Here is a 13,248-nt window from a genome sequence, read left to right as displayed (position 1 = left end):
CGAACTCATCTTCCGGTTAGCCTATAAGTGATTGTTGGCAATCTCTTGTTCGAGAATGCGTCTATAGCCTTTGTTTGCGATCCACCGGGCGCGTTCGAGATGGCTTTCCCAGCATCGCCTCGTCTCTGCTTCATTACGGAGGGGATCGCGGTGCAGAACGATGCGCGCGACCTCCTGCCAGTCCGCGCCGTTTCGGCTGGCATCTAACAGCCGCAAGTAGGTTACGTAGTGCTGTTCGTCATAGGTGGTGATATCGACTCCCCTGGGGGCTTCATTTTCAACATCTGGATCAAGCAGAGGCCGTTCACGCATGAATTCTGCCCTTTTTTTATCGAGAACGCGGACATAATGAAGCACTTCAGGACAACCCGATGAATAGCATGGTCTGATACGAATGGGAATGATCGTTCCTAGAATGATCGTTCCTATGCTGGTTCCTCTTTTGTCATGGATCTCAAGGAGATCATGGCGAGGAATCTGCGTCGCATCCGCCATGATGAAAATTTGACGCAGGAAGAACTCGCCGGCCGAGCAGGCTTGAGTATGCGTTACGTCGGAGCCATCGAACGTGGCGACGTGTCCGCCAGTGTCACGGTTCTTGGCCAGATCGCCGAGGCACTTGGGATCGAGCCGGGCGAATTGCTGAAGAATACCAGCGCGCCAAAGTAGTCATCTAGGCATAACATGTAGCCAGAAGCCCGCCGCTCCTGTCTCCGAATAGGGACTCCAGCCTGCACGCCCCGGGGTGCCGCCTGCGCATAAGCGCAAATGCGGCACGCTACCCGCCGCCGATCCCTCGCCATGGTTCGCCGTAGCCCGCTGCCACGAAGGCAGCGCGCATCACGACGAACCAGAGGTGACTCCATGGCCAATCCATTGGCGGGCCTGCCGCCACGACTCCTGCGCACGCAGGAAGCCGCCCGCTTCCTCGGCATTTCCATCCGTACCCTTGAGAAGCACCGGACCTACGGCACCGGCCCTACCTATCGCAAGATCGGCGGCCGCGTCCTCTACACCATCCGCGATCTCGAAGCCTGGTCCGACATTGGCGTCCGCAAATCCACTCGTGACACGGATGTCGGCACGGTTTTCCCCGCGCGTCCGCTGACGCCCGAAGAGAGGGGCAAGTGCTGAATGCTGCACGACGATCACAGCCCCGCGCAGCCGGCCGACACGAGCGAGCGCAATCACCTAGCCCCCTTCGTGGTCGCGACGGGCGACGCCAGCCCGCGCGATCAGCGCGATCTCATGGAACGGCCCTTCTTCTCGCTGGCGAAGACGCCGCGCACCATGCCCATTCTCTACAAGGCGGCCGATGTCGAGGTGCAGGTGCTCGCCATGCCTGAACACGGCATGGCGACCATCTGGGACGCCGACGTGCTGATCTGGGCCGCGTCGCAGATCGTCGCGGCCGAGAACGACGGCCTGCGCACCTCGCGCTTCTTCCGCTTCACGCCTTATCATCTGCTGCGCGCCATCGGGCGGCCCACCGGCAACCGCCAATATGTGCTGCTGAAGGCCGCGCTCGCGCGCCTGCAATCGACCGTCATCGCCACCACGATCCGCAACGGCCCGCATTGGCGGCGTCGGCAATTCTCATGGATCAACGAATGGGAGGAGATGACGACGCGCGCGGGCCGCGTCGAGGGTATGGAATTCGTCCTGCCCGAATGGTTCTACAACAGCGTCGTCGATCGCACGCTCGTCCTCACCATCGACCCGGCCTATTTCCGGCTGACCGGCGGTATTGAGCGCTGGCTCTATCGTGTCGCCCGCAAGCACGCCGGCCACCAGCGCAACGGCTGGCTGTTCGAGGTCGCGCATCTCCATGTGAAGTCGGGCAGCATGGCGCGTGTCTCTGACTTCGCGCTCGACCTGCGCCGGATCGCCGCCCGCCAGCCGCTCCCCGGCTACCGCCTTCAGATCGAGCGCGAGCACGGTCGCGAGCTACTGCGCATCCGCCCCGAAACCTTGTCCACAGTGCCTGTGAATACGCCTGTGGAAACCATCGGCACATCAGGCGCACTCGGTATCGGCACATCGGGCGCAGCCCTATCGGCACATCAGGCGCACGGACCGCAGCTAAACCTCTGGCCTGAAACTCGGAATCCGGCTGCTAACTTAGACTCTAACAGAGAATCTAACTCTTCTTCTTTGACGCACGCGCGCGCGAGGCGTGGTGCCGGGGCCGGCCGCTCCATCGCCGACGTGCTGCGCGACATGCTCGCCGACAACGACCGCCATGGAGGCCGGTCATGAGCGGCAGACCTTCTCATCGCGCGCACAGCCGTCTGCTGCCGGACGGGCCAGCACCGTTCACCACCCTGGTCGAGCTGACCTTCGAGAAACGCAGGGTCGAGCACTGGATACGCTTCGGCCGCAAAGCCTACGAACAAATCCTCGACCGTCGCCGGAGCGTCGTCGGCTTCGCGCCCGAGAGCATCTTCGCCTTCGTTCGCTGGGCGGCCAGCGAGCATGGCACGATCGTCTCGCGCATCGACATCGTGCGCGCCATCGGCCGCGGTGAGCCGTTCCAGACGCTGCCCTTCGTCCGGCCTGGCGGCGAGATCCTGTTGCGGCTCGACGGCTGGCCGAAGGTGCAGCGCGCGCTTGCCGCGATCGACGCGGTGGAAGCGCTCGGCCTCGATCCCGCCGACGCTTCCCCCGATCACTGGCGGCACATCCATAACCGGCTCAGCGCCGGGCTGGAGCCGGCCGCATATACGCCAGAGCGCCATGCCGCTTGGATCGGCCGCCGGAGGATCGATCCATGAGCCGCCACCGCATTCTCGCGGTGACGCTGCTCGCCGTGACGGGCATCGCCGCCACCAGCGTCGCCGACATGCCGACGAAACTCCTATGGAACGTCACCGCCAGCGCGCCGGTCGGCTTCTACACCATCGAACCGGCTGACCGGCTCACTGTGCCCGAGCTGGTCGCGGTCACGCCGCCCGAACCATTCGCCGGATTCATGGTGACACGCGGCTATGTCGGGCGCGGTGCGCCGCTCCTAAAACGCATCGTCGGCGTTCCAGGCCAGCGCGTTTGCCGCACCGGCCGCGCCATCGCCGTCGACGGCGTGGAGATGGGCGATGCGCTCGACCACGACCGGATGGGCCGCGCTCTGCCGGTCTGGCGGGGTTGCCGTGTCGTCGCCGACGGTCAGCTCTTCCTCATGAACTTCGACGTCCGCGACAGCCTGGACGGGCGCTACTTCGGCCCCCTTCCGGCCAGCGCCGTCATCGGTCGCGCGCTGCCGCTTTGGACCGACGAGGACGGCGACGGCCGCTTCGTCTGGCGCGCACCGACGCGCTGACCGCATCCCAATCGGCGGGAGCGGTGCCCGCCGATGGCTTTCCCAACGCCACCGCATGGAGACAGTCATGCCGCACATCGGTCGATTCACGCGCGAAGGATCCGGATTCACCGGGCGCGTTCACACCCTTACGCTCTACCACAAACTCACCATCGTTCCCGCCGATCCTTCGGATGCGGAGAACGTGCCGGACTACCGCGTCCATCACGGCGCCGACGACGGCCCGGAGATCGGCGCGGCGTGGAAACGTACCGGCGAGAAGGCCGGCGAATATCTCTCAGTGCTGCTCGACGATCCGGCATTGCCGCAGCCGATCCGCGCTAATCTGTTCCGCGACGACGACGCTGGATCGTCATGGTCGCTGCACTGGACGCGCCTCAAACCGCGCGAAGAGCGGGACTGAGGCCATGCGTCATCCCGTCATCATCGCGCGCACAGCTCCAATTCCTTTGTTCGCGGGAATGCCGTCTCATTCCTCCGCCCCGCTCGACCACAAGTCGGCCGGCGGGCGCAGCGAAGGTCAAGGGCGGCCCTCGGCCGGCGCTTCGCGCGCACCCTCGACCGCAGCGAGCACGCCGGCAGGCTGGCGGTTCGGCGGGGAAAGGCGGGCACGGCGCTATGCCGTTATCCTGATCGCTGGCGCGCTCGGCGCGGGACCGGCGACAACCCTGGCGCAATCCGCGCCGGCCGCGCGCACGGTCGCCGCCGATCCGCATGGCGGCTACATTGCTGAGGCATCGCAGCGCTTCGGCATTCCCGAGCACTGGATTCGTGCTGTGCTGCGGGCCGAAAGCGCGGGCGACTTGCGCGCGATCTCGTCGGCCGGCGCGATCGGGCTCATGCAGGTTATGCCCGACACCTGGGCGGGCTTGCGCGGCCGCTATCGCCTCGGCCGCGACCCTTACGATCCGCGCGACAACATCCTGGCAGGCACCGCCTATCTGCGTGAGATGTGGGATCGCTACGGCACTGTCGCGGCGATGCTCGCTGCCTACAATGCCGGTCCCGGCCGCTATGACGAGCATCGCGAGATGGGCCGTCCGCTGCCGGCCGAAACCCGCGCCTATGTCGCCGCGCTCGCTCCGGCGCTCGGCGGCGCGGTCGCGGCCGGGACGCCGGAGAAGCAATCCGCACTGCCGCCCGATTGGCGTGATGCGCCACTTTTCGTCATGCGTCCGAGCGACGGACGAAGCGCCGATCCGGTGCAGACTATCGGTACATCAGGCGACGCTCGCCCGACCGTTCCGGTGCGCGAGCGCGGCGATGCAAAGCCGCGAGACGGCCGCATGTTCGTCGCGCGGGCCGACGACGGGAGAACGCCATGAGGATGGCGTTCCCACGTCCGTTCGTGCTGGTTCCGGTGTGCAGTCAGGCAGGGTCGCGCCTGGCCGCATTCCCGGTCGGACGGGCGGAAGGGTCAAAAAAGGCGGAGGGCAAGATAAAGGAAACCGGCACCATGCGGTGGCGGTTTCGGGGCAAGCCCTTGTCTGCACACTGTTTTGGGGCGGCGCTGGCGGCACCTCGGTTTTGGGTCTCGCGTGCCGCGATGACGCGCAAAGCCTTGGCTTTGCAGGGTTTCGAGCGGCACCATGCGCTGAAATCGGGCCGTTTCCCTGCTCTGGACGCCTTCGGGCCGGAGGCGCAGGTTTGAGCGACGACCAGGAGTTTCGCTTCCGCCCGAGGCCCGGCCGCGTCCGCAGCGATGCCCCCAAGCTGGGCAAGGCCAAGAGCTTTCTCACGCAGGCGAAGAAGATCGCCCGCCAGCAGAGCAACAGCCCGTCGCGTTCGTCGGGATCATCATCGCAGCGCGTCCGCTCGCAGGCGTCGGCCACGGGCGGCAGGGCATCACGGACGAGCGGCGCACCGGGCCTGAAACGGGGGCGCGGCGCGGCGTTCGTGCGCGCCCGCACGCTGTCGGGTGGATGGAAGTACAGTATCCCCGGCCAGCGCCGCGTCGTCGTCAAAACCCGCTATGTCCAGGGCGCGGGCAAGAACGGCAAATCCGCCGCCCATCTGCGCTACATCCAGCGCGACGGCACTTCGCGCGATGGCGAGCGCGGTCAGCTCTATTCCGCGACCGAGGACCGTGCCGACGGCGCTGCCTTCGTCGAGCGCGGCGCGGACGATCGCCATCAGTTTCGCTTCATCGTCTCGCCTGAGGACGGCGCAGACCTCTCCGACCTCACGGCCCATACCCGCGACCTCATGGCCCAAGTCGAAACCGATCTCGGCACCCGGCTCGATTGGGTCGCTGTCAATCACCACAACACAGGCCATCCCCATGTCCATGTCATCGTGCGCGGCAAGGACGAGCTGGGCGAAAACCTCGTCATCAACGGCGACTATCTCGCCAACGGCATCCGCGAGCGGGCAAGCGATCTGGCGACGCTCGAACTCGGCCCCGTCACAGAGATCGAGCAGAGCCGCAAACTCTCCGCCGAGATCGGCCAGGACCGCTTCACCCGCATCGACCGCGCCATGTCCGAGGAAGCCGAGGACCACTTCCTCGACCTGCGCCATGAGCCGGCCGATCATCGCCGCCAGTTCGACCGGACGCTGCGCCTGCGCCGTCTCGGCAAGCTGGAGAAGATGGGCCTCGCCACCGAGCACGCGCCCGGCGTTTGGGAATTGAGCGAGCGGATGGAACCGGCGCTGCGCGAGCTGAGCGAGCGCGGCGACATCATCCGAAATATGCACAAGGCACTGAAGGCCAACGGATTGGAGCGAGATCCGATGACGTTCCAGATTCACGATGTAGCGCCCGAAATCCCGATCACCGGCCGCGTCGTCGATAAATATCTCACCGACGAGCTGGGCGAGAACCTGACCGTCGTGGTCGACGGCGTGGACGGGCGCACCCACCATATCGACGGCATCGATCCAGCCCGCGTCGAGGATACGCGGATCGGCAGCGTCATCGAGATCGGCCCGGCCGAGAACGTGAGCCGGCCATCTGACCGCACCATCGCCGGCATGGCCGAGAGCGGCATCTATCGGCCGAGCCGCCATCTGGAGCAGGCCAGGTTCGAGGGCCGCGTTCCGGGCGGCGACTATGAGGGCTATGTCGATGCCCATGTGCGCCGGCTCGAAGCCCTGCGCCGGGCCGGGATCGCCGAGCGGATCGACGCCGACCAGTGGCGCATCCCCGAGGACTTCGAGAGCCGCGCCGCCGCCTATGACGCCGGCCGCAACCGGCAGGCCAATATCCGCATCCTCTCGGCCGCCCGGCTCGAACAGCAGATCGGCGCGGACGGCGCAACCTGGCTCGACCGCCGGCTGGTGACGCCGGATGCTTCCGACCTTGCACCGACCGGCTTCGGCCAGCAGGTTCGCGAGGCGATGGACCGCCGCCGCCAGCATCATATCGACCATGGCGATGCTTCGCCCGGACCGAACGGCGGCACGCTCTACCGGCGCAACCTTCTCGCCACGTTGCGCGCACGGGAGATCGAACGCATCGGCGGCGAGATGGCCGCGAGCAAGAACCTGCCATTCCGCGCCGCGAGCGATGGCCAGACGGTCAGCGGCAAGTTCACCGGGACCGTGCAGCTATCGAGCGGCAAGTTCGCCGTGGTCGAACAGAGCCATGAGTTTACGCTGGTTCCATGGCGGCCAGTCATCGACCGCCAAATCGGCCGCGAGGTCAGTGGCGTCGTTCAAGGCGGATCGGTGTCGTGGCAGTTGGGGCGGCAACGCGGCTTGGGACTATAAGGAACGGTTGCTGCAGCCGGGCAATACATGCAGCATCTCCCGCCGAGTAGGCCGGGAGGAGATGTGCGATGATTGTGCTGCAAGACGCTGTACGGAGGTTAGAGAACGTCAAGTTTGAGAACCAGATACAATCTGTTCTGATGGAAATATCTACAGAGATCGACGCCGCTAATATTGCATATATGTCTGATACTTCATCGGTGCCTGCTAACGATCCAATCCGGTACGTCACATATTCGAGGGAATGGGAAGGCCGTTACTTCGATCGTGGCTATCTGAGAATTGACCCGATTGCCGACGGCATTAACAGGAAGCTGCCGTTTGATTGGCAGGCAGTTGCCGGCAGTGCCTCGCTGCGCTGGCTATTTGCGGAGGCAGAGAGTTTCGGTGTTGGGCGGCAAGGAGTGTCTGTACCGTTGCGGGGAGCCTCCGGGGAGCGAGCGCTGATAACGCTGACGTCATTTCATTCCAGCCGGGAGTGGGAACAAAGAAGATGGCGCTACCAGGCGTTTGTTTCCGCACTTGCCCCCTACCTGCATGAAGTCGCATTCCTGCTTCATGCCCAAGAGCGGAGGCAGGTCCGCCTAAGCCATCGACAGCGCCAATGCCTGGAGCTTTACGCGCGTGGCTATGCGCCCAAGCAGATCGCAGCCCATCTGAAAATTAGTAGTACGATGGCCAGAGAGCACTTGCATTGCGCGCGCCGGAAGCTCGGTTCCCTGACGTTATCATCGGCCGTTTTTAGAGCGTCCAAGCTTGGCCTCCTGAACGTCTAGCCTCCCTTCCAAGTACGGGAGACTCAATTGCCCGCATTTTCCAACGTTGCAAAACGCAACCTAGATGGATTCCCCGTTTTCGAGTGCGATGGCCCCGAGTGGAGCGAGCATAGGGGAGCGCATCGCATGGCCGACGCTAACAAGGCCGGGCAGACGCATAGGTCAACAGAAGCAGAACCGAATTCACTGACCTGCTGCGCGATCCTGCGCAACCGCATCTCTATGGCCTCATTAATCCAGGCAATTGCGGTTGCGGAACATCTCAACTTTCATCACGCCGCGAAAGCGCTGGGTACTAGCCAGTCGAGTGTCAGCGCTCGCATAAAGGCGCTGGAAGATGAGCTTGGCACTCCGCTCTTCGAGCGCAATACCCGCGGCGTTCGGCTGACGGAAGCTGGGCGCCATTTTGTCGAACGCGTGACAACCGGCGTCGACCACCTTGAGAATGCCGTAAAATCCGCAAGCTTGGCGGCATCGGGAGAATGCGGCCGCCTGCGTGTCGGTGTCCACGGTCTGATAGCAGGCAGCTTTCTCGATCGCCTGCTGACGCGATACCGTGAGCAATATCCGGCCATAGCTCTTGAGATGGCCGAAGGATCGGCACGCGACGCCATTATGCAACTACGCTCCCGTCAGCTCGACGTGGCGTTCCTTGTTGGCACTTTTGAGCTGCCCGATTGCCATTCCCGACCGATATGGACTGAGCCGCTCGTCGTCGCGCTCCCCTCAAAGCATAGACTAGCCGGCCGGGCAGATGTCCGGTGGACTGATCTCGCTGCCGAGACTTTTCTTGTCCGCCATGGTGGGACCGGACCACAAGTTCATGACCATATTATCTTGCGGCTTGCCCGAGGGTGGCCGCCGCCTGCAATCCATCGATTCGCGGTTGAGCGCGGCACACTTCTATCGATGGTAGCGCAGGGCTTCGGAATCACGCTGTTAGGAGCTGCGAGCCAGCTTTCTCCTATGTTCGGTGTCGCGCTTGTTCCGATCATTGATGAACCTGATCCCGTGGTTTTCTCGGCGGTCTGGTCACCGAACAATCGCGGCGCCGCATTGCGAAATCTGCTCACACTAGCATCGAAGATGCGGCGAACAGAAACCACGCCGTGCGCAGAATAGATCTGACGCGCCATCCTATTCGCCGTCGATAGTATCCGGTCGCCCTCCGGCATCGTCTTAACTGTTGCTCCTTCCGAAATCCCGCATTCTCTGATCGGCTCCAACAACCTTGCCGATTGGAGCTCGTATGCGTGGAGGCCGAATTCTCTGGGGCCAGATTGCCGTCGTCCTGACCATCGTGTTCGTGATGATGTGGTTGGCGACGCAATGGACCGCGTGGCGGCTCGGCTTTCAGGCGCAGCTTGGAAGCCCCTGGTTCGAGCTGGCGGGATGGCCGGTCTATTACCCACCCGCCTTCTTCTGGTGGTGGTTCTCGTTCGATGCCTATGCCCCCGCGATCTTCATCGAGGGCGGCATCATCGCGGTATCCGGCGGACTTTTCGCCATCGTTGCCGCGATCACCATGTCCATGATCCGGTCGCGTGAGGCGCGCAATGTCGCGACCTACGGATCGGCACGCTGGGCCGAAGACAAGGAAATCCGCGCCGCCGGCCTGCTCGGTCCCGATGGCGTCGTGCTCGGCCGCTATGATCGCAACTACCTGCGCCATGACGGCCCCGAGCACGTGCTGTGCTTCGCCCCGACCCGATCGGGCAAGGGCATCGGCCTCGTCGTCCCGACCCTGCTCACCTGGCCGGGAAGCTGCATCGTCCACGACATCAAGGGCGAGAATTGGGGCCTAACCGCTGGCTTTCGAGCCAAGCATGGTCGCGTCCTGTTGTTCGATCCGACCAATGCGAAATCGTCCGCCTACAATCCGCTGCTGGAGGTCCGGCAAGGGGAATGGGAAGTCCGCGACGTCCAGAACATCGCCGACATCCTGGTCGATCCCGAAGGCTCGCTCGATAAGCGCAACCATTGGGAAAAAACCAGCCATTCATTGCTGGTCGGCGCGATCCTGCATGTTCTCTATGCGGAGAAGGACAAGACTCTCGCAGGCGTCGCCAACTTCCTCTCCGATCCGCGCCGCCCGGTCGAAGCCACGTTGCGCGCGATGATGGACACGCCGCATCTCGGCGAAGCCGGCGTTCATCCCGTCATCGCCTCGTCGGCCCGCGAGCTGCTGAACAAGTCCGACAACGAGCGGTCGGGCGTGCTGTCGACCGCCATGTCGTTCCTCGGCCTCTACCGTGATCCGGTGGTGGCGCGTGTGACTGCACGCTGCGACTGGCGCATCGCCGATCTCGTCGGCAGCAGGAAGGCCGTCAGCCTCTACCTTGTCGTGCCGCCTTCCGACATCAACCGCACCAAGCCGCTCATTCGCCTGATCCTCAACCAGATCGGCCGCCGGCTGACCGAGGAGCTAAACACCTCCGGAGAACGCCATCGGCTGCTGCTCATGCTGGACGAATTTCCCGCGCTGGGGCGGCTCGACTTCTTCGAATCTGCGCTCGCCTTCATGGCGGGCTACGGCCTCAAGGGCTTCCTGATCGCCCAGAGTCTCAACCAGATCGAGCGGGCGTATGGGCCAAACAACGCCATCCTCGACAATTGCCATGTCCGCGTCAGCTTCGCCACAAACGACGAGCGCACCGCCAAGCGCGTGTCGGACGCGCTCGGCACCGCGACCGAGCTACGCGATTCCACCAACTACGCCGGCCACCGGCTGTCGCCCTGGCTTGGCCATCTCATGGTAACGCGGCAGGAGACCGCCCGGCCGCTGTTGACCCCCGGCGAGATCATGCAGCTCCCGCCCTCTGAGGAGATCGTCATGGTGGCGGGCACGCCGCCGATCCGCGCGACCAAGGCGAAGTACTTCGAGGACTCGCGCTTGCAGGAACGCATCATCGCGCCACCCGAGCTGGCGGCCGGTCCGGCGAATGCCGCCGCGACCGATGATTGGTCCGGCCGTGTCGCCGCGCCGGCGGGCCATGCCGGCGCGGCGAGCGGCGGCGAAGACGGCGGCGATCCCGCCAATGCCGGCATCCGCCGCGAGCCGGAATTGCCCGAGCATGAAGAAATCCTGCCTCCGCCGCCGTCGCCCGCGCAGGAGTTCGAGCTTCTTGACGATGAGCCCGATGTCGACGCTGCCAAGGCCAGCGCCATGCGGGCGCGGATGCGGATGGTCGCGCGGCAAGCCTCGCTCGATCCCGGCGATGGCATACAGCTTTGAGGAGCGCACCATGACATCCCGCACCCGCATGAACGTCTATTTCGACCCCGCCTTGCTCAAACAGGTCGAGGCGCTGGCGCTGCGCCGGAACAGCTCGAAATCCGCCATCGTCGAAGCCGCCGTGGCATCGTTCCTCTCTGGCGATACTACCGAGAAGCTGGAAGCGGCCATGTCCCGCCGCCTCGACAAGCTCGGTCGCCAGATCGACACGCTCGACGAGGATCTCGCCGTGCTCGGCGAGGCCATCTCGCTGTTCGTCCGCTACTGGCTGACCTTTACCCCGGTCCTGCCGGATGCCGCGCAGGCGTCGGCCCGAGCCAAGGGCCTGGAGCGGTTTGAGGCCTTCATGCAGACGCTCGGCAAGCGATTGGCGACTGGAGACAGATTCCTGAAAGAGCTCTCGCGCGATCTCGACTCGGTTCGGCCAGGGGGCGAAGACATCGCGCCGAAGACGAACGCCGGCTCGCCGGAATAACCGACCTATCCTATTCGCCGCCGATAGCCGCCGACTGCCGCGCGAGTCTAGATACTTGTTGAACAGGCCCGATTTCCGGCTCTTTTAATCATCCCCGATCGGGGAACTGTTTGTTGCGTCCCCTTCATTTTGGGGACGGCATGACTTCTTCTCACCAGAAACCGGAGGCGATCCAGCGCGGCGCGCGCATGTTGCGCACCGCGCTCGGCCCGGCCATCGCGCGCTATCTCGACGACGCCGGCATCGTCGAAGTCATGCTCAATCCTGATGGGCGCATCTGGATCGACCGTCTCTCCGAAGGGCTGTCCGATACCGGCGCGAGGCTGTCATCCGCCGATGGCGAACGCATCGTGCGCCTGGTCGCCCATCATGTCGGCGCGGAGGTTCACGTCAGATCCCCGCGCGTCTCGGCCGAACTGCCCGAGACGGGGGAGCGGTTCGAGGGTCTTTTGCCGCCGGTCGTCGCCGCGCCGGCCTTCGCCATCCGCAAGCCCGCCGTCGCCGTCTTCACGCTCGATAACTACGTCGATGCCGGGATCATGTCGGCGGACCAGGCCGTGACGCTGCGCGCGGCTGTCGCGGCGCGCGCCAACATCCTCGTCGCGGGCGGCACGTCCACCGGCAAGACCACGCTCACCAATGCGCTGCTCGCCGAGGTGGCGAAGACAGCCGATCGCGTCGTCATCATCGAGGACACGCGCGAGCTGCAATGCGCCGCTCCGAACCTCGTCTCCATGCGGACCAAGGAAGGCGTCGCAACGCTCTCCGATCTTGTCCGCTCATCGCTGCGCCTGCGCCCCGATCGCATTCCCATCGGCGAGGTACGCGGCCCCGAGGCGCTCGACCTCCTCAAAGCCTGGGGCACCGGTCATCCCGGCGGCGTCGGCACGATCCACGCCGGCAGCGGCATCGGCGCGCTGCGCCGCCTCGAACAGCTCATTCAGGAGGCCGTCGTCACCGTCCCGCGCGCCCTGATCGCCGAGACGATCGGCCTCGTGGCCGTCCTCTCCGGCCGCGGCTCCGCGCGCCGGCTCGCCGAACTCGCCCGTGTCGAAGGGCTCGGCCCGGACGGAGATTACCGCATCAGCCCCGCAACCCCCAACAACGCTGGAGACCCTTCATGATCCGCATCCCCATGCGCGTCCGTCGCACCGTTGCGACCGTCGCCGTCGTCGCCTATGTCAATCTCGTCCTCGTTCCCGCCGCTCACGCCTCCGGCTCCTCGATGCCGTGGGAAGCGCCGCTCCAGAAAATCCTTCAGTCGATCGAAGGCCCCGTGGCCAAGATCGTCGCCGTCATCATCATCATCGCGACCGGCCTGGCGCTCGCCTTCGGTGACACGTCCGGCGGCTTCCGCAAGCTGATCCAGATCGTCTTCGGCCTGTCGATCGCCTTCGCGGCCAGCTCGTTCTTCCTGTCGTTCTTCTCCTTCGGCGGCGGGGCGCTCGTCTGATGGCGGTCGCCTTCGAGCAACTGGATGTGCCGGGATTCACCGTCCCGGTTCACCGCGCGCTGACCGAGCACATCCTGCTCGGCGGTGCGCCGCGTTCCATCGCGATCCTCAACGGGACGCTGGCCGGGGCCGTGGGCCTCGGCCTGCGCCTCTGGCTGGTCGGCATCGCCATCTGGGCGATCGGCCATGTCGCGGCGGTCTGGGCTGCCAAGCGCGATCCCCAATTCGTCGAGGTCGGGCGGCGCCATCTGCGCCTGCCGGCTTTCCTCGCGGTCTGAGGGA

17 protein-coding genes are annotated in these 13,248 nt (G+C 64.9%); 16 read left to right on the top strand and 1 reads right to left on the bottom strand.

Annotation, left to right across the window (positions count from 1 at the left end; genetic code table 11):
- Positions 1–21 precede the first annotated feature (21 nt).
- Positions 22–495, bottom strand: coding sequence for a DUF2285 domain-containing protein (locus XW59_RS29775; RefSeq protein WP_082137387.1), 474 nt, complete (start codon positions 493–495; stop codon positions 22–24).
- On the opposite strand from XW59_RS29775, the gene XW59_RS03785 reads away from it, so the two are divergent.
- The 16 genes from XW59_RS03785 to XW59_RS03710 all read left to right on the top strand — a co-directional run bounded on the left by XW59_RS03785 (position 448) and on the right by XW59_RS03710 (position 13,244).
- Complete coding sequence (locus XW59_RS03785) at positions 448–669, top strand: helix-turn-helix transcriptional regulator (protein WP_047143447.1); 222 nt, start codon at positions 448–450, stop codon at positions 667–669. The genes XW59_RS29775 and XW59_RS03785 overlap by 48 nt on opposite strands.
- Positions 670–864: 195 nt before the next feature.
- Positions 865–1,134: a helix-turn-helix domain-containing protein gene (locus tag XW59_RS03780; protein WP_047143446.1), complete on the top strand. Its 270-nt coding sequence runs from the start codon at positions 865–867 to the stop codon at positions 1,132–1,134.
- Positions 1,135–2,259, top strand: a complete 1,125-nt coding sequence (locus tag XW59_RS03775) for a replication initiator protein A (protein WP_047143445.1) — start codon at positions 1,135–1,137, stop codon at positions 2,257–2,259. It begins immediately after the preceding gene.
- On the top strand, positions 2,256–2,774 hold the full coding sequence (locus XW59_RS03770; RefSeq protein WP_047143444.1) for a DUF2840 domain-containing protein: 519 nt from the start codon (positions 2,256–2,258) through the stop codon (positions 2,772–2,774). Before XW59_RS03775 ends, XW59_RS03770 begins: the two co-directional genes overlap by 4 nt.
- Positions 2,771–3,316: a S26 family signal peptidase gene (locus tag XW59_RS03765; protein WP_047143443.1), complete on the top strand. Its 546-nt coding sequence runs from the start codon at positions 2,771–2,773 to the stop codon at positions 3,314–3,316. Before XW59_RS03770 ends, XW59_RS03765 begins: the two co-directional genes overlap by 4 nt.
- A 67-nt stretch (positions 3,317–3,383) precedes the next feature.
- On the top strand, positions 3,384–3,719 hold the full coding sequence (locus XW59_RS03760; protein WP_047143856.1) for a DUF736 domain-containing protein: 336 nt from the start codon (positions 3,384–3,386) through the stop codon (positions 3,717–3,719).
- Positions 3,720–3,723: 4 nt separating this feature from the next.
- On the top strand, positions 3,724–4,641 hold the full coding sequence (locus tag XW59_RS03755; protein ID WP_047143442.1) for a lytic transglycosylase domain-containing protein: 918 nt from the start codon (positions 3,724–3,726) through the stop codon (positions 4,639–4,641).
- Positions 4,638–4,967, top strand: coding sequence for a hypothetical protein (locus XW59_RS03750; RefSeq protein ID WP_047143441.1), 330 nt, complete (start codon positions 4,638–4,640; stop codon positions 4,965–4,967). The genes XW59_RS03755 and XW59_RS03750 overlap by 4 nt, the downstream gene beginning before the upstream one ends.
- A 554-nt stretch (positions 4,968–5,521) precedes the next feature.
- A complete protein-coding gene (locus tag XW59_RS29255) occupies positions 5,522–7,027 on the top strand; it encodes a DUF3363 domain-containing protein (protein WP_348639296.1) in 1,506 nt (501 codons plus the stop codon).
- A gap of 68 nt (positions 7,028–7,095) precedes the next feature.
- Positions 7,096–7,803: an autoinducer binding domain-containing protein gene (locus tag XW59_RS03740; RefSeq protein ID WP_052957971.1), complete on the top strand. Its 708-nt coding sequence runs from the start codon at positions 7,096–7,098 to the stop codon at positions 7,801–7,803.
- A 126-nt stretch (positions 7,804–7,929) separates the two neighbouring features.
- Positions 7,930–8,925 (top strand): LysR family transcriptional regulator, encoded by a 996-nt coding sequence (locus tag XW59_RS03735; protein ID WP_348639292.1) that lies wholly within the window; start codon positions 7,930–7,932, stop codon positions 8,923–8,925.
- Between the two features lie 127 nt (positions 8,926–9,052).
- A complete protein-coding gene (locus XW59_RS03730) occupies positions 9,053–11,038 on the top strand; it encodes a conjugal transfer protein TraG (protein ID WP_047143439.1) in 1,986 nt (661 codons plus the stop codon).
- A gap of 10 nt (positions 11,039–11,048) precedes the next feature.
- Complete coding sequence (locus tag XW59_RS03725; RefSeq protein WP_047143438.1) at positions 11,049–11,513, top strand: CopG family transcriptional regulator; 465 nt, start codon at positions 11,049–11,051, stop codon at positions 11,511–11,513.
- Between the two features lie 140 nt (positions 11,514–11,653).
- Complete coding sequence (trbB, locus tag XW59_RS03720; protein ID WP_047143437.1) at positions 11,654–12,637, top strand: P-type conjugative transfer ATPase TrbB; 984 nt, start codon at positions 11,654–11,656, stop codon at positions 12,635–12,637.
- Entirely contained in the window at positions 12,634–12,966 is a 333-nt protein-coding gene (locus tag XW59_RS03715) for a TrbC/VirB2 family protein (protein ID WP_047143436.1), read from the top strand. Before trbB ends, XW59_RS03715 begins: the two co-directional genes overlap by 4 nt.
- A complete protein-coding gene (locus XW59_RS03710) occupies positions 12,966–13,244 on the top strand; it encodes a VirB3 family type IV secretion system protein (RefSeq protein WP_047143435.1) in 279 nt (92 codons plus the stop codon). The genes XW59_RS03715 and XW59_RS03710 overlap by 1 nt, the downstream gene beginning before the upstream one ends.
- The last annotated feature ends 4 nt before the right edge of the window (positions 13,245–13,248 follow it).

It is taken from the genome of Aquamicrobium sp. LC103, assembly GCF_001014615.2.
Lineage (GTDB): Bacteria > Pseudomonadota > Alphaproteobacteria > Rhizobiales > Rhizobiaceae > LBCQ02.
This window is presented reverse-complemented; position numbering and strand designations above follow the sequence as displayed.